Origin of the sequence: Catonella sp., from assembly GCF_052169795.1 — a bacterium.
Taxonomy (GTDB): domain Bacteria; phylum Bacillota; class Clostridia; order Lachnospirales; family Lachnospiraceae; genus Catonella.
On record NZ_JBQNBU010000001.1, the window covers coordinates 20202 to 35837 of the forward strand.

Genomic DNA, 15636 nt, shown 5'->3' on the forward strand with positions numbered 1-15636 from the left:
TATGCTTGATAACGGCATCATAGAATAATTCATAGATGTTTCTTTAAGGAGGAGATTGATATGTACGAATTATATATAAAGCAGAAAGTTTTTAAAATAACAGACCATTATGATGTTATGGATGCAAATCAGAATCCGGTTTATCGTGTGGATCAGGATTTCAGACTTATAGGAAATACTGTTCATGTGAGTCGTATGGATGGAACAGAGGCCTTTGTAATAAACAGACAGGTACTTACTTTTATGCCGAAGTTTACAGTGGATTTCAGCAATGGAAAGTCAGCTGTAATTAAACAGAATTTTACAATTTTTAAAAAATCTATTGATATATTTTCGGATGATTATTCTCTTAGGCTTGAAGGTAGTTTTTGGGATATGGATTTTGGAGTATTTAATAACGGAATAGAGGTAGGTAATATAAGTAAACAATTTTTGGCTTGGGGTGATACCTATGTTATTCGTGTAATTGATGCTGAATTTGAAGAAGCATTGATTGCACTTTTAATAGCGGTAGATAATATAAAAGATGGGGAAGAAAACAATTAGAATTGGAGAATAAATGGCAGAAAAAATATATTTAGTTTCACTTGGCTGTGATAAAAATCTTGTAGATTCCGAAATTATGCTTGGACTTTTAAACAAGGCAGGTTATGAGATTACAGATGAGCTTTATGAGGCGGATTATGGAGTAGTAAATAGTTGCTGCTTTATTGGAGATGCAAAGGAAGAAAGTATCAATACAATAATTGAGATAGGCAGACTTAAAGAAGAAGGTAAACTGAAGGGACTTGTTGTGACAGGCTGTCTTGCACAAAGGTATCAGTCGATGATTACGGATGAGCTTCCTGAGGCAGATGCTGTCATAGGTACAACTGCCTATGACAGTATAGTGAAAGCTATAGAGGAGATAAAGTTTAAAAAGGATGCAGAAAAAAAACAGCTGTATATAGAAGAACTTGACCGACTTGCAGGAGGAGAAGAGCACAGGCTTGTACCTGCAGGTGAAATGTCATCTTATATAAAAATAGCAGAAGGCTGTAATAAGCGTTGTACTTACTGTATCATCCCGTATATTCGTGGAAATTTCAGAAGTTTACCTATGGAAACAATTTTAAAAGAGGCTGAAAACCTTGCAAATATGGGCACAAAGGAACTTATCCTGGTTGCGCAGGAAACTACTTTATATGGAGTGGACATATATGGGAAAAAAGCTTTACCTGATTTATTACATGAATTATCAAAAATTAGTGGAATTGAATGGATAAGACTGTTATACTGTTATCCGGAAGAGATTACAGATGAAATTATTCAGGCTATAAAAAATGAGAAAAAAGTCTGTCATTATATAGATATGCCTATACAGCACAGCTCTGATTCTATACTTAAGCGAATGGCAAGAAGGACAAACCAGGCTGAAATTAGGGAGAAGATTGCAAAACTTCGTAAGGAAATTCCGGATATTGCACTTAGAACCACTCTTATTACAGGCTTTCCCGGTGAAACAGAGGAAGACTTCAAGGAACTGTTTAATTTTGTAGATGAAATGGAATTTGACAGGCTTGGAGTATTTACTTATTCCGCAGAGGAAGGTACGCCTGCAGCAGAAATGGCAAATCAGGTAGATGAGGATGTAAAAATAGCCCGAAGAAATGAAATTATGGAACTTCAGCAAGAGATTTCAGCTGAAAAAGCTGAGAGCAGAATAGGTCAGATTTACGAAGTGCTTGTAGAAGGGATGCTATCCGATGATTCTGTAAATGAAGAAAGCATTGAGGCTTTAGTAAGAGCGAGAGAGTATGGTAAAAAAGTATATATTGGCAGAACATATATGGATGCTCCTGATGTGGATGGACAGGTATTTTTTGAATCTGAGTATGAAATTTTGTCAGGAGAATTTGTGGATGTTGAGATTACCGGCTCAAATGAATATGACTTGTTCGGAATTCTGGTTTAGGAGGAATGGAGGATGAATCTGCCTAATAAGATTACGGTATTTAGGATGCTTACAATACCTTTTTTTGTGGCATGTATGTTAATTAAGGAAATTCCATACAATGAGGTTATTGCAGGAGTGATATTTATAATAGCTTCACTTTCAGATCTTGTGGATGGAAAGATTGCAAGGCGTTATAATCTGGTTACTAATTTTGGGAAATTTATGGATCCGTTAGCGGATAAGCTATTGGTACAGTCTGCATTAATCTGCTTTATGGCTAAGGGGCTTATGCCGGCTTGGATGGTAATTGTAATTTTGAGCCGTGAGTTTATCATAAGTGGTTTCAGACTTGTGGCTGCTGATAAAGGAATAGTAATTGCAGCAGGTTATTGGGGAAAACTTAAGACAGTATTCCAAATGGTTATGAGTGTTATGCTTATTTTTCATTTCATACATCCAATTTGGCAGCTCATTGAAGACATACTTATATGGGCTTCGTTGGCACTTACAATTATTTCTTTAGCAGATTATATAATAAAAAATAAAGATGTTCTAAGGGAAACAAAATAAAAGGAAATAAAATAATGACACTTGAAGAAGAAGCGGTTAAGAATCTACTGGCAAAAAATCTTACTATTACAACGGCGGAGTCCTGTACGGGAGGACTTATTGCGGCAAGAATTATAGATGTTTCAGGGGCATCAGGCTGTTTTAATGAAGGTTATATTACCTATGCAAATGAGGCTAAAGTAAGGTTGCTTGGTGTAAGAGAAGAGAGTATAAGAGAGTTCGGTGTAGTAAGTGCTGAAGTGGTGGAAGAGATGGCTGAGGGAGCCTTGAATAAGGCTGATGCAGATATGGCAGTGGCTGTATCAGGTATTGCAGGTCCTCTTGGCGGAAGTAAGAAGAAGCCGGTAGGAACTGTGTATATAGGGCTTTGCAGGCGTGATAAAGCAATAGGACGGCTTGCTAAAAGGTCTTATCATTTTCAGTTTGATGGAGACAGGACTGAAATTAGAAATAAGACAGTTGAAGAAGCATTAAAAATTATTTTATCTGCCATATAATTGACAATAAAACCCCCTATTCTATAGCTACAGCTGTTAGGAAAGGAGGTTTTTATGTTTAAAATATGTAAAGGCACTTTTGTCTGCTGTCTTATTATGATGATTTTTATAACTTCATGCAGCAAAAAAGAAAAGGCTGTAGATGATATGGTTTCTAACAGTATTCCTGTTGAAGGAATTTCTTTAAAATCCGGTACTGCCAGTGTTGCTGATAAGAAATTTACACTGTATACTATTGAAGATGAACAGGTTGTGCCAAAGAGTATAGATGGCGATAATATGGATGTGGATGCTATGTTTGAGTCGGTTATGTTGGAATTGGATGATTTGATAGATGATGTGGAGGCAGATTTGCTAAAGGAAGGTAAGTCTATCACTATAAATTTTAAAGTGGCAGACAAAAAACATCCTTTTGGAAAGAAAAATAGAGTATCAGAGACAATGATTTTAGAGTGTATTTCATATAGTATTTTGGATAATTTTGAGGCATACAAAAAAATATATTTTAAATTGAATGGAGAGGCTTATATTTCAGAACAGCTTAAGTTGTCTGAGGAAAAGCCGTTTATGGCAGATGAGTAAAGTTTTAGTTATTGGAGCAGGGGCAGCAGGAAGTATGGCGGCTGTATTTGCGGCAAAGAATGGGAATGAAGTTATTGTATTTGAAAAAAATGCAAAAACAGGCAAGAAGATTTATATTACAGGCAAAGGTAGATGTAATATTACTAATGCCGTAGAAAATACAGAACTTATAAAAAATACCATCCGCAACCCTAAATTTATGTATAGTGCTTACTCAACTTTTACGAGTGAGGATGTGATTAAGTTTTTTGAAACTCTTGGCTGTCCTGTAAAGATAGAAAGGGGGAACAGGGTATTTCCTGTAAGTGACCGTTCTTCAGATGTAATTAAGGCACTGGATAAGGCAATGGAACAGGAAGGGGTGAGGGTGCGTTACAATACACCGGTAGAGTCGCTTGTGGTTGATGAAGACGGAACAAAGATAATTGGAATCAAGCTAAGGGATGGTAAGGTTGTAGAAGCTGATAAGGTAATAGTAGCTACAGGAGGACTGTCTTATAAATCTACGGGTTCAACAGGAGACGGATATGAATTTGCAAAACAGGCAGGGCATGAAATAAAAGAATTAAGACCAAGTCTGGTAGCTTTGCTTGTAAAAGAAAAATTTATCAAAGACTTAGAAGGGCTTTCCTTAAAAAATGTAAGGGTCAGTGTAAAAAATGGTAAAAAGACTCTGTTTGATGAACTGGGAGAAATGCTTTTTACAAGAAATGGTGTAAGCGGACCGCTGATACTTTCTGTAAGCAGTATAGCAGGAGATTTGTTTTATACAGATGGTGGAATTCTGAATATAGATTTAAAGCCTGCGCTTTCTGAGGAAGAATTAGACACAAGACTTTTAAGAGATTTTAATGAGTTTAAAGCAAAAGAACTGAAAAATGCACTTGATAAACTTTTGCCGAAGAGTCTGATTCCTGTTTTTTTAGAAAGGACAGGAATTAATGTAGAAAAAAAGGCAGGGATCTTAACTAAAGTAGAAAGAAGTGTTATAATAGATTTACTCAAGCATTTTACCCTGCAAGTAACAGGTCTTAAAGGATATGAAGAAGCGGTTATTACTAAAGGTGGCGTTTCAGTTAAGGAGATTAATCCAAAAACAATGGAGTCCAAGAAAATAAAGGGACTTTACTTTGCGGGCGAAGTATTGGATGTGGATGCTCTTACGGGAGGTTTCAATTTACAGATTGCCTGGTCAACAGGAGCTGTAGCAGGGAGTAATGTATTAGAATAATATAAAACGGAGGATGATGAAAATGAAAAAAATAAGTACAGATAAGGCACCTGCAGCAATAGGACCATATAGTCAGGGAGTAGAACTCTCAAACCTTGTTTTTACGAGTGGACAGATACCTATTAATCCTGCTGTGGGCAAGATTGAAGCAGAGGGAATTGAGGCTCAGGCGGAGCAGTCTTGTAAAAATGTTCAAGCAGTGCTCGAAGCTGCAGGACTTACTATGGAAAATGTAGTTAAGACTACCTGTCTGCTTGCAGATATGGCAGACTTTGCGGCTTTTAATAAGGTATATGAAAAATATTTTGTAAGCAAGCCTGCAAGATCATGCTTTGCTGTTAAGGCACTTCCTGCGGGTGCTTTAGTTGAAATTGAAGCTATTGCTTCAAAATAAAAAATAAAATGAAGAGAATGCTTCAAAACAAAAAGAGGAACAAATGAATAAGGAAATTGCAATAGATGGACCGGCAGGAGCAGGAAAAAGTACTATAGCGAAAAAAGTAGCTGAAAAGTTGGGTCTGGTTTATGTAGATACAGGAGCCATGTTTAGGGCGATAGCTCTTTTTATGACGGAAAGAGGCATAGTTGCCGGTGAACTTGACAGGATAAAAAGCAAACTTGAGGATGTAAAGCTTGATATTGTTTACGAAAATGGTGAACAGCAGGTTATACTTGGTGATGAAAATGTAAGCGGTAAGATAAGAAAACCTGAGATAAGCAAGGCGGCTTCGGAGTTTGCAGTCATACCTGAAGTAAGGACAAGACTTTTAAACCTACAAAGAGAGCTTGCAGGCAAGAGGCCGGTAGTTATGGATGGAAGAGATATAGGTTCTAAGGTTCTTCCGAAAGCCGGTGTTAAGATATTTCTGACTGCCGATGTGAGAGTAAGAGCAGAGAGAAGATATAAAGAACTTACAGAAAAAGGTGAAATCGTTAATATAGAAGATATCATGTCCGATATTAAAAGTAGAGATGAGCAGGATATGAACAGAGCGGTTTCACCGTTAGTACAGGCAGAGGATGCTGTACTTGTGGATACCTCAGCACTCAGCATAGAAGAAGTGGTTGAGGCAATAATAAAAATTGCTCGTGATAAAAATCCGGAATTTAATTAGTTATTTAGAAAGGAAACTATATTTGGAAATAAAGGTTGCTAAAAATGCAGGATTTTGTTTTGGAGTAAGGCGGGCTGTAGAGCTTGCAAATACACTTTCGTCCGAAGGAAAGCCTGTATACACTTATGGTGAAATAATCCATAATGAAACTGTGGTAAAAGAGCTTGAAGAAAAAGGAGTAAAGGTTGTAAATAACTTGGATGAACTGAAGGAACCGGATAAAGGTACATTGATAATCCGTTCACACGGAATTCCTAAGTCAGACTATGATAAACTTTCTAAAATGGGAGTCTGCTACAAAGATGCAACCTGCCCCTTTGTAAAAAAAATACACAAGCTTGCAAGAGAGTATTCAGAAAATTTTAACAATCAGATTGTGATTGTAGGAGCAGAGGATCATCCTGAAGTCGTTGGTATAAAAGGATGGTGTTTGACAGAGCCTGTTATTATAGGAAATGTAGAAGAGGCTTTAAACTATTCGGAAAACTCTGAGAAAACCCATGTTATTTTAGCTCAAACTACATTTAATTTAAATAAATTTCAAGATATAGTTGAAATTTTTAAGAAAAAGAGATATTATAGTATTGTTTTGAATACTATCTGTAATGCTACCGCTGAAAGGCAGACAGAAACAGAGAAACTTGCAGAGAAGGCTGATGCGATGATAGTAGTTGGTGGCAGACATAGCTCCAACACTCAAAAATTATACGATATCTGTATAAAAAAATGTGTTGATACTTACTATATACATACACCTGAGGACTTGGACCTGGGAAAACTAAAAAAATTTCGTTGCGTAGGTATTACAGCAGGGGCTTCAACCCCAAATAATATTATTGAGGAGGTTCGGACCAAGATGGCTGAAATGAGTTTTGCAGAAATGTTAGAACAGGAGGAGTCTTTAAAGAATCCGGTACACACTGGTGCAGTGGTAAAGGGACAGGTGATTGCTGTTAAGGAAGATGAAATCATTTTTAATATTGGATATAAAGCTGATGGAATTCTTACAAAGAATGAGTACTCTAATACTCCTACTGATCTTACTACAGTTGCGAAAGTTGGAGATGAGATGGAAGTTAAGGTGCTTAAACTTAACGATGGAGATGGACAGGTGCTTCTTACATATAAGCGTCTTGCTGCTGAGAAGGGCAATAAGCGTCTTGAAGAGGCATTTAACAACAAGGAAGTGCTTAAGGCAAAGGTTACACAGGTACTTAATGGCGGCTTAAGTGTTGTAGTTGATGAGGCAAGAGTATTCATCCCTGCAAGCCTTGTATCTGATACTTATGAGAAGAATCTTGATAAGTATGCCGGTGAAGAGATTGAGTTTGTAATTAGCGAGTTCAATCCTAAGAAGAGAAGAGTAATCGGTGACAGAAAGCAGATTCTTGCAGCAAGAAAGAGTGAGCTTAAGAAGGCTCTCTTTGATAAACTTGCAGTTGGGCAGGTTGTAGATGGAAAAGTTAAGAATGTAACTGATTTTGGAGCATTTATCGATCTTGGTGGAGCAGACGGACTTCTCCATATATCTGAGATGAGCTGGGGTCATATCGAAAATCCTAAGAAGGTATTCAAGGTTGATGATATGGTTAAGAGCTTTGTTAAGGATATTCAGGGTGAGAAGATTGCTTTAAGTCTTAAGTTTGAGGATCAGAATCCTTGGGCAGGAGCTGAAGAGAAGTTTGCTGTTGGAAATATAGTTTCGGGTAAGGTTGCCCGTATGACAGATTTTGGTGCTTTCATTGAGCTTGAGCCGGGTGTTGATGCTCTGCTCCATGTATCACAGATAGCTGCTAATCATGTTGAGAAGCCAAGTGATGTGCTTAAGACAGGTGAAGAGGTAACAGCTAAGATTGTTGATTTCAATGCTGAGACAAAGAAGATTTCACTTTCTATTAAGGCTCTTTTAGTGGGAGCAGATGAAGCTGAAGAAAAAACTTCTGAAGATGAAAATCAGGCAGAGTAATAGATTAAGCATGCTCAGCTTGTGCAGTTAGTTCTGTATGAGCTGAGTTTTTAATTTGTTATAATACAAGTGTTATAGTATAAAGAGAAATAAATCCAAATTATTTTAGACATAGTTTGGGATAAATTAATCGGAGGGGAAGTATGAATGATTACGAAAGTTTTAAGAAACAGATCTATACCTTGTCTTCAATTGATTTAGATGCATATAAAGAAAAGCAGATGAAGAGGAGGATAGATTCTCTTATTTCCAAAAACGGATTTAAGAGTTATGATGATTATGTAAGAGGGTTAAAAACTGATAAGGAACTTTATGCAGCTTTTATAAATTATCTTACAATAAATGTATCTGAATTTTGGCGTAATCCTGAGCAGTGGGCAATCCTTGAAAAAGATATAATTCCATATCTTATGAAGAAGCATGGAAGAAATATAAAAATATGGAGTGCTGCATGTTCAACAGGAGATGAGCCTTATTCTCTTGTTATGCTGCTTTCAAAATTTTTACCGCTTAATCAGATAAGAATAATAGCAACTGATATAGATGATCAGGTGCTTGAAAAAGCAAAAATGGGAGTTTATAGCTATAATAGTGTAAAAGGTCTTCCTAAAGAATTTTTAGAGAAGCATTTTACTAAACTTACAGCAACATCATATAAGATTAATGATGATATAAAGGCCAGAGTGGAGTTTAAAAAGCATAACCTACTCAAAGATCCATATCCTGCCGGATGTTCTATGATAGTATGCAGAAATGTAGTTATATATTTTACTGATGAAGCAAAGAATGAAGTGTTTAAAAAGTTCCATTCTGTACTAAAGCCGGAAGGTGTGCTTTTTGTAGGAAGTACTGAGCAGATTATTCAGTCTACAAGTATTGGTTTTAAACCACAGTACTCGTTTTTCTATATTAAGCAGTAAATGATGTAGGAGTTAAAAGTATTTGATTCTTGTATCAGTAAATAAAAAAATAGGTGATGAAAGATAAAATGATAAAAGTTGCATTAGATGTAATGGGTGGGGATAATGCTCCGTATGAAATAATTAAGGGAGCAGTTCTTGCAGTGAGTGAAAATAAAGAACTTAAGGTTTTTTTGACAGGTCAGACGGAACTAATTGAGGAGAATTTAGATAAATTAAAATCAGAGGGAATTGCTGCAGATAGGAAGCTTCTTGAAATAGTAGAAGCACCGGAAATTATAACAAATGATGAAGCACCGGTAATGGCAATAAGAAAGAAAAAAAATTCTTCAATATCAGTTGCAATGAGGCTTGTGAAGGAAGGGGAGGCTGATGCTTTTGTATCGGCAGGCTCTACCGGAGCTGTACTTGTAGGAGGTCAGCTGGTTGTAGGAAGATTAAAAGGAATAGAGCGTTCTCCACTGGCTTCGCTTTTACCTACACAGAAAGGAGTATCGCTGCTTATTGATTGTGGAGCAAATGTAGATTCGAGGTCTGCACATCTTGTCCAATATGCAATTATGGGATCTATTTACATGGAGAATGTAATGGGAATTAAGAATCCTAAGGTGGCGATAGTAAATGTTGGGGTAGAGGAAGAAAAGGGTAATGCTCTTGTAAAAGAAACCTATCCTTTATTGAAGTCCTGTACCGATATTAATTTTACGGGCAGTATTGAAACCAGGCAGATACCTTATGGAGATGCTGATGTAATAGTGTGTGATGCTTTTGTGGGGAATGCTATTCTAAAGCTTTATGAAGGAGTTGCAGGGGTACTTTTAGAAGAAATTAAAAAGGGACTTTTAAGTACTCTTCTTAGTAAGATTGGTGCTATGCTTTCAAAAAAAGCACTTAAAAATACATTGTCAAAATTTGATGCTACAAAACATGGTGGAGCACCAATGCTTGGACTTAACGGACTGGTAGTAAAGACACATGGAAATGCTAAACATAACGAAATAAAAAATGCACTTATTCAATGTATTAGTTTTAAGAATCAGGGCATTAATGATAAAATTAAAGAATATTTGTCAGAATAAACTGGCGTAAGGAGGAAGTATGGAATTTGAAAGAATTAAGGAAATTGTATCAGGAGTGCTTCATGTAGATGAAAACAGTATTACCCCTGATACAAAGTTTGTTGATGATTTGGGGGCAGATTCATTAGACCTTACATCAATTGTTATGGAAATTGAAGAGCAGTTTGGAATTGAAATTCCGGACGATGCAATTGCATCAATCGTTACTGTGGGCGATGCTGTGGAAAAACTTGAAGAAGCAAGCGAGCAGTAGTATAAGTCAAATCAAGTAGGTGTTAAATACTGTAGCAGAATGTCTTTGATAGTTAGCTATAATTTGTCTGTATAGGAAGTAAACTTTCGTATAGGTAAATTCAGCTAACTATTTTGATAATCTGCTATGTTTGCCTATATTAGAGCCGGCTCTTATATAGGTAGGCAGAGCAGATTACTTTGCATATATTATACATAAGCTAATAATTAAAGACATTTTACTTATGAAAGGGGAATGAGCTTGAATTTATTTATTAGGCCTGAAAAGGCAGAGGAAATAGAAAAGATTATAGGCTATTCATTTAAAGATAGGAAGCTTCTTGTTAATGCGTTTTCACATAGTTCTTTTGTGAATGAAAAGCATCTTACAAAGTCTGACTGTAATGAGAGAATGGAATTTTTGGGTGATGCTGTTTTAGAGCTTATCACAAGTGAATATTTGTTTAGAAGGTATAAAGAAATGCAGGAGGGTGAGCTTACAAAACTTCGTGCAGGTCTTGTCTGTGAGGCATCCCTTTCCTATTCAGCAAGGGAAATAAAACTTTATGAATATTTGCTTTTAGGACATGGTGAAGCAATGACAGGTGGAAGAAACAGGGACTCCATACTTTCAGATGCAATGGAAGCTCTAATAGGAGCTATTTATCTTGACGGTGGTCTTACTAATGCAAAAGAGTTTATTGAAAAACATATATTAAATGATATTGAAAATAAAAAACTCTTTTTTGATAGTAAAACTATCTTTCAGGAAATGGTACAGAGTGAAAATATTGGAGTTATCAGTTATAAACTTATTGATGAATATGGACCTGATCATGACAAGAAATTTAGGGAAGCAGTATATATTGGAGATAAAGAGTATGGAATTGGTGAAGGGCATACAAAGAAAGCTGCAGAGCAGGTGGCAGCTTATAACGGTATTTTAAAATTAAGGGCTGAAAGAGGCGAGGGAGGCTTATGTATTTAAAAAGTGTAGAAATACAGGGTTTTAAATCCTTTGCCAATAAGATAGTGTTTTCTTTCAAAAATGGAATTACCGGAATAGTAGGGCCTAATGGCAGTGGAAAGAGCAATGTTGCAGATGCTGTAAGGTGGGTTTTAGGTGAACAGAGTGCAAAACAGCTTAGGGGCTCTAAGATGGAAGATGTTATATTTTCCGGTACTGAAATTCGAAAGGCTCAGAGTTTTGCCTTCGTTGCAATTACAATAGATAATTCTGATAAGGTACTGCCTATTGATTATGAAGAGGTGACAGTTGCAAGAAGAGTGTATCGTTCGGGTGAAAGTGAATATCTGATAAATGGTCATAGCTGTAGACTAAAAGATATAAGTGAACTTTTTCTGGATACAGGTATAGGCAAGGAAGGTTATTCTATTATAGGTCAGGGACAGATTGAAAAGATTATAAGCGGTCGCCCTGAAGATAGGCGTGAACTTTTTGATGAGGCGGTGGGAATAACTAAGTTTAAGAAAAGAAAGGCTGAGTCTATAAAAAACCTTGAAGAGGAGAGTACCAATTTAGCTCGTGTAAAAGATATAATGTCCGAACTTGAGAGACAGATTGGACCTCTTGAAAAACAGGCAGAAACAGCTAAGTTATATCTTGGATATAGGGATGAACTGAGAAAATATGAAATAATCAATTTTATAAATGAATATGATAACATAGCGGAATCAAAGACAAAGGCAGAATCAGATAAGATTTTGGCAGAAGAAAATCTTAAAGATGCTGAAGCTTCATATAATGAGATTAAAGAAGAATATGAACAGCTGGAACAGTCCTTAAATAAAAAAACAGCACTGATAGATGAAGCAGCAAGGAGCATTTCAGAGAAACAGGTTGAAAACGAAAAGGCTGAGGGTGAGCTTAAACTCATAAGAGAACAGATTAATTCAATAAATAAAAACTTAGAAGATAACTCAGCAAGAATAAAGTATGCCGTAAGTAAACTTGACGAAACTATAAAAGAGGAAGAAGATATAAGACTTAAAATACAGGAACTGAATATAAGGGAAGAAAAACTTTTATCTGAAGATGCTGCATTAAAATCAGGACTGAATGAAAAGTTATCGCTTAAGGCTGAGATAGAAAAGAAAAGAAATATAAAACTTAATGAAAAGGCAGGAAGAGATAAGGAAAAAGCTGAGGCTTCAGGAAGAATAGAACTTTATAAGTCAAATTTGGAACAGCATAAGATAAGACGGCTTGAAATTAATCAGAAAATTCTTAGAAATAAGGAAATCAGTGACAGTCTTAATGCACTGCATAGTGAAGCAACAGGAAAAATTAAGGAACTGACAGAACACTTTACCAAGTTAGAAGCTGCATATAATGATGCACAAGAATCAATAGAGCATCTGACGAAGGAAAGATTGGTTAAGGAAAAAGAGGCTTTAGATAAGCAGAAAGAAATACTGTCAGGTAAGGCTTTATTAGGTTCACTTATGAATATGGCTGAAAAGTATGATGGATATGGCAATGCAGTGAAGCGGGTAATGGAGCATAAAAAAGAAGAGAATGGTATTATCGGTGTAGTCGCTGATATTGTAAAGGTTAAGCCTGAATATGAGACAGCTGTAGAAACAGCTATGGGCGGAGCTATACAAAATATAGTTACGGATAAAGAGATTACGGCAAAGCATACAATAATATGGCTTAAAGAAAATAAGTTCGGAAGAGCCACATTTCTTCCGTTAGATGCAATGACCTTGCACAATCCCGGTAATTTTGGAGGTGCATTAAACGAGGAGGGAATAGTAGGAGTTGCCTCTTCACTTGTTGAGTTTGAGCCAAGATATGCAGGACTTGTAAGCCACATTTTAGGGCGTACTCTTGTGGCAGACAATATGGATTCTGCGGTTAAAATAGCAAGAAAGTATAGATATTCATTAAGAATAGTTACTTTGGATGGAGAACAACTAAATCCGGGCGGAGCTATTTCAGGAGGAGCATTTAGAAATACAAGCAATCTTTTAGGAAGAGCAAGGGAAATTGATGAAAAAAAGGAGAGTTTGTTAGAGCTTGAAAAAGAATATAGTGAACTGAAAAAGGCGGTAGAAGATATTAGGGCAGCTGTAAATGAGGCAAAACACACTTCTTCTATTTATAAAGATAATATCTCAGAAATAAGAGTAAGCTTAAAGACTGAGCAGAATAATATTAAACAATTAGAAGGAAGAATTGCAGAGACAAAACAGAATCTGGATGAAATAAGGCTTGATGGGACAAACCTTGACAAGGAAAGAAATATCGCAGAAAAGGAAATAGAAAGGCTTGATAAGGTAATAAATGCAGATGGAGATGTTCAGGCAGAAGATTCTGAGTTGGATAGCCTTTTTAAAAGCCTTGAGGATACTGTAAATGAGATAAACGGTATAAATGAAGAGATAAATCAGGTAAAAATATCCGAAAGTACCATTGCTGCTGAGAAAAGTTTTGTGAATGAAAGTTTAGAAAGGGTGAATAAAGAGAGAATTTTAGCAGATTCAGAGATTAAAGAGCTGAAAAAGCTGGCTTTAGAATTAGAATGTGATCTTAAGGAAAAGTCTGAGGGAATAGAGGTAATATTAAAAGACATAGATGGCTTTAAGAAGGAAATAGAGGAATTTGAAAATAATAGAAAGATTATGATTGCAGAAAGGGAAGAAATTTCTACAAGCTATAAATCATTTTTTGAAAAGCGTGAAGAAACAACTGAATTAAGGTCAAAACTTGATAAGGAAATATATAGGCTTGAAAATATTATAGAAAAGGCTGATACAAGCCTTGAAACTATGGTGGATTATATATTTTCAGAATACGGAATAACATATTCAGAAGCTGTTAAAAATATACCTGACTTGGATGTAGTGTATACAAGTTTTGCATTGAAAAAGTTAATTAATACTCAGAAAAATCTGATAAAAGAATTAGGAAATGTAAATGTAGGAGCAATAGAAGAGTATAAGGAAGTAGGAGCAAGATATGAGCTTCTAAAGACTCAGGCAGAGGATATAGTGAAGGCAGAGGATGCCTTAAGAACCATAATAGATGAGCTTGACAGGAGGATGAGAGAGCAGTTTGATGAGAGGTTTAAGGATATAAATGAGCAGTTTGACTTAGCCTTCATAGAGCTTTTTGGTGGTGGAAAGGGAAGACTTGAGCTTACCGATGGAGAAGATATTCTTGAGGCAGGTATAAAGATAATTGCACAGCCACCGGGCAAGAAGCTGCAAAACATGATGCAGCTTTCAGGTGGAGAAAAGTCTCTTACAGCTATTGCTCTGCTTTTTGCAATACAAAATCTTAAGCCTTCGCCTTTCTGTCTGTTAGATGAGATAGAGGCGGCACTTGATGATTCTAATGTAACCAGATTTGCGGAGTATTTGCACAAACTTACCAAGAATACTCAGTTCATAGTTATTACCCATAGAAGGGGAACTATGAATGCAGCAGATGTACTTTATGGTATAACCATGCAGGAAAAGGGTGTATCTACAATGGTTTCAGTAAACCTTATAGATGCGGATATTAAGTAGGAGGGGATAAATAATGGGATTTTTCAGTAAACTTGCAGAAGGACTTGCAAAGACCAGAAATAATATAATGAACAGTGTTTCAAATATTTTCACAGGTCATGATATTATAGATGATGATTTTTATGAAGAGCTTGAAGAGACACTCATAATGGCGGATCTTGGTATAAGTACAACTACTTCGGTTATAGAAAATCTTAAGTCTAAGGTAAAAGAACTAAAGATAAAAGATCCGGCTGACTGTAAGAAGCATCTTATGGACAGTCTTAAGGAGCAGATGCAGGTAAAGCCTGATGCTTATGATTTTGAAAATAAAAAATCTGTAGTGCTTATGATAGGTGTAAATGGAGTGGGTAAGACTACATCTGTAGGAAAGCTTGCCAGTCAGCTTAAGAGTTCGGGTAAAAAAGTACTTATAGCAGCGGCAGATACATTCAGAGCAGGCGCAATAGAGCAGCTTACAGAATGGGCAAAGCGTTCAGATGTGGAACTTATTGCACAGAAAGAAGGCAGTGATCCGGCTGCGGTTGTCTTTGATGCAGTAAATGCTGCAAAAGCCCGCAATGTGGATGTACTTATCTGTGATACTGCAGGAAGGCTTCACAATAAAAAGAATCTTATGGACGAGTTAAATAAGATATATAGGATAATCGGCAAAGAATATCCGGAGGCAGCCATAGAAACCCTTGTAGTTGTAGATGGAACTACAGGTCAGAATGCTAAAGAACAGGCAAGACAGTTTTCAGAAGCAGCTCCGGTAAACGGTATAGTTTTAACCAAACTTGACGGAACAGCTAAAGGTGGTATAGCTATAGCAATAGAGTCAGAGCTCAGCATTCCTGTAAAGTATATAGGAATAGGTGAAAAGATAGATGATTTACAGAAATTTAATGCAGACCGGTTTGTGGAAGCACTTTTTGAGGTGGAATAGTATAACTACAGATTATAGGCGGTATAATGAGAAACTGCATTG

15 protein-coding genes are annotated in these 15636 nt (G+C 36.3%); all 15 read left to right on the forward strand.

Features of this window, described 5'->3' with window-relative positions:
- Positions 1-60: 60 nt before the first annotated feature.
- The 15 genes from ACTTKP_RS00070 to ftsY all read left to right on the forward strand — a co-directional run bounded on the left by ACTTKP_RS00070 (position 61) and on the right by ftsY (position 15594).
- On the forward strand, positions 61-546 hold the full coding sequence (locus tag ACTTKP_RS00070; protein WP_442551864.1) for an LURP-one-related/scramblase family protein: 486 nt from the start codon (positions 61-63) through the stop codon (positions 544-546).
- A 13-nt stretch (positions 547-559) separates the two neighbouring features.
- Positions 560-1954 carry a 30S ribosomal protein S12 methylthiotransferase RimO gene (gene rimO, locus ACTTKP_RS00075; RefSeq protein ID WP_442551865.1) on the forward strand — a complete coding sequence of 465 codons (1395 nt, stop codon included), beginning with the start codon at positions 560-562 and terminating at the stop codon, positions 1952-1954.
- A 12-nt stretch (positions 1955-1966) separates the two neighbouring features.
- A complete protein-coding gene (gene pgsA, locus ACTTKP_RS00080; RefSeq protein WP_442551866.1) occupies positions 1967-2506 on the forward strand; it encodes a CDP-diacylglycerol--glycerol-3-phosphate 3-phosphatidyltransferase in 540 nt (179 codons plus the stop codon).
- Positions 2507-2520: 14 nt separating this feature from the next.
- Positions 2521-3003, forward strand: coding sequence for a CinA family protein (locus tag ACTTKP_RS00085; RefSeq protein WP_442551867.1), 483 nt, complete (start codon positions 2521-2523; stop codon positions 3001-3003).
- Between the two features lie 54 nt (positions 3004-3057).
- Positions 3058-3585 carry a hypothetical protein gene (locus ACTTKP_RS00090; RefSeq protein WP_442551868.1) on the forward strand — a complete coding sequence of 176 codons (528 nt, stop codon included), beginning with the start codon at positions 3058-3060 and terminating at the stop codon, positions 3583-3585.
- Positions 3578-4816 carry an NAD(P)/FAD-dependent oxidoreductase gene (locus ACTTKP_RS00095; protein ID WP_442551869.1) on the forward strand — a complete coding sequence of 413 codons (1239 nt, stop codon included), beginning with the start codon at positions 3578-3580 and terminating at the stop codon, positions 4814-4816. Before ACTTKP_RS00090 ends, ACTTKP_RS00095 begins: the two co-directional genes overlap by 8 nt.
- 22 nt (positions 4817-4838) lie before the next feature.
- On the forward strand, positions 4839-5210 hold the full coding sequence (locus ACTTKP_RS00100; RefSeq protein WP_442551870.1) for a RidA family protein: 372 nt from the start codon (positions 4839-4841) through the stop codon (positions 5208-5210).
- A 43-nt stretch (positions 5211-5253) separates the two neighbouring features.
- The gene (gene cmk, locus ACTTKP_RS00105; protein ID WP_442551871.1) at positions 5254-5931 is read left to right on the forward strand and encodes a (d)CMP kinase; all 678 of its coding nucleotides are present in this window, start codon (positions 5254-5256) and stop codon (positions 5929-5931) included.
- 22 nt (positions 5932-5953) lie between these two features.
- The gene (locus ACTTKP_RS00110) at positions 5954-7897 is read left to right on the forward strand and encodes a bifunctional 4-hydroxy-3-methylbut-2-enyl diphosphate reductase/30S ribosomal protein S1 (RefSeq protein ID WP_442551872.1); all 1944 of its coding nucleotides are present in this window, start codon (positions 5954-5956) and stop codon (positions 7895-7897) included.
- 143 nt (positions 7898-8040) lie between these two features.
- Positions 8041-8817, forward strand: a complete 777-nt coding sequence (locus tag ACTTKP_RS00115) for a CheR family methyltransferase (protein ID WP_442551873.1) — start codon at positions 8041-8043, stop codon at positions 8815-8817.
- Positions 8818-8885: 68 nt separating this feature from the next.
- Positions 8886-9896: a phosphate acyltransferase PlsX gene (gene plsX / locus ACTTKP_RS00120; protein ID WP_442551874.1), complete on the forward strand. Its 1011-nt coding sequence runs from the start codon at positions 8886-8888 to the stop codon at positions 9894-9896.
- Positions 9897-9915: 19 nt separating this feature from the next.
- The gene (gene acpP, locus ACTTKP_RS00125; RefSeq protein WP_442551875.1) at positions 9916-10149 is read left to right on the forward strand and encodes an acyl carrier protein; all 234 of its coding nucleotides are present in this window, start codon (positions 9916-9918) and stop codon (positions 10147-10149) included.
- A 240-nt stretch (positions 10150-10389) separates the two neighbouring features.
- Complete coding sequence (rnc, locus tag ACTTKP_RS00130; RefSeq protein WP_442551876.1) at positions 10390-11115, forward strand: ribonuclease III; 726 nt, start codon at positions 10390-10392, stop codon at positions 11113-11115.
- The gene (gene smc, locus ACTTKP_RS00135) at positions 11106-14666 is read left to right on the forward strand and encodes a chromosome segregation protein SMC (protein WP_442551877.1); all 3561 of its coding nucleotides are present in this window, start codon (positions 11106-11108) and stop codon (positions 14664-14666) included. The genes rnc and smc overlap by 10 nt, the downstream gene beginning before the upstream one ends.
- 13 nt (positions 14667-14679) lie before the next feature.
- Positions 14680-15594, forward strand: coding sequence for a signal recognition particle-docking protein FtsY (gene ftsY, locus ACTTKP_RS00140; RefSeq protein ID WP_442551878.1), 915 nt, complete (start codon positions 14680-14682; stop codon positions 15592-15594).
- Positions 15595-15636: the final 42 nt, after the last annotated feature.

What these genes read in the sequence shown, in the direction of transcription:
- ACTTKP_RS00115 (WP_442551873.1), top strand. Translation starts at nt 8,041, where the DNA reads ATGAATGATTACGAAAGTTTTAAGAAACAGATCTATACCTTGTCTTCA.
- cmk (WP_442551871.1), top strand. Translation starts at nt 5,254, where the DNA reads ATGAATAAGGAAATTGCAATAGATGGACCGGCAGGAGCAGGAAAAAGT.
- ftsY (WP_442551878.1), top strand. Translation starts at nt 14,680, where the DNA reads ATGGGATTTTTCAGTAAACTTGCAGAAGGACTTGCAAAGACCAGAAAT.
- acpP (WP_442551875.1), top strand. Translation starts at nt 9,916, where the DNA reads ATGGAATTTGAAAGAATTAAGGAAATTGTATCAGGAGTGCTTCATGTA.
- pgsA (WP_442551866.1), top strand. Translation starts at nt 1,967, where the DNA reads ATGAATCTGCCTAATAAGATTACGGTATTTAGGATGCTTACAATACCT.
- ACTTKP_RS00095 (WP_442551869.1), top strand. Translation starts at nt 3,578, where the DNA reads ATGAGTAAAGTTTTAGTTATTGGAGCAGGGGCAGCAGGAAGTATGGCG.
- ACTTKP_RS00085 (WP_442551867.1), top strand. Translation starts at nt 2,521, where the DNA reads ATGACACTTGAAGAAGAAGCGGTTAAGAATCTACTGGCAAAAAATCTT.
- ACTTKP_RS00070 (WP_442551864.1), top strand. Translation starts at nt 61, where the DNA reads ATGTACGAATTATATATAAAGCAGAAAGTTTTTAAAATAACAGACCAT.
- rimO (WP_442551865.1), top strand. Translation starts at nt 560, where the DNA reads ATGGCAGAAAAAATATATTTAGTTTCACTTGGCTGTGATAAAAATCTT.
- plsX (WP_442551874.1), top strand. Translation starts at nt 8,886, where the DNA reads ATGATAAAAGTTGCATTAGATGTAATGGGTGGGGATAATGCTCCGTAT.
- ACTTKP_RS00090 (WP_442551868.1), top strand. Translation starts at nt 3,058, where the DNA reads ATGTTTAAAATATGTAAAGGCACTTTTGTCTGCTGTCTTATTATGATG.
- smc (WP_442551877.1), top strand. Translation starts at nt 11,106, where the DNA reads ATGTATTTAAAAAGTGTAGAAATACAGGGTTTTAAATCCTTTGCCAAT.
- ACTTKP_RS00100 (WP_442551870.1), top strand. Translation starts at nt 4,839, where the DNA reads ATGAAAAAAATAAGTACAGATAAGGCACCTGCAGCAATAGGACCATAT.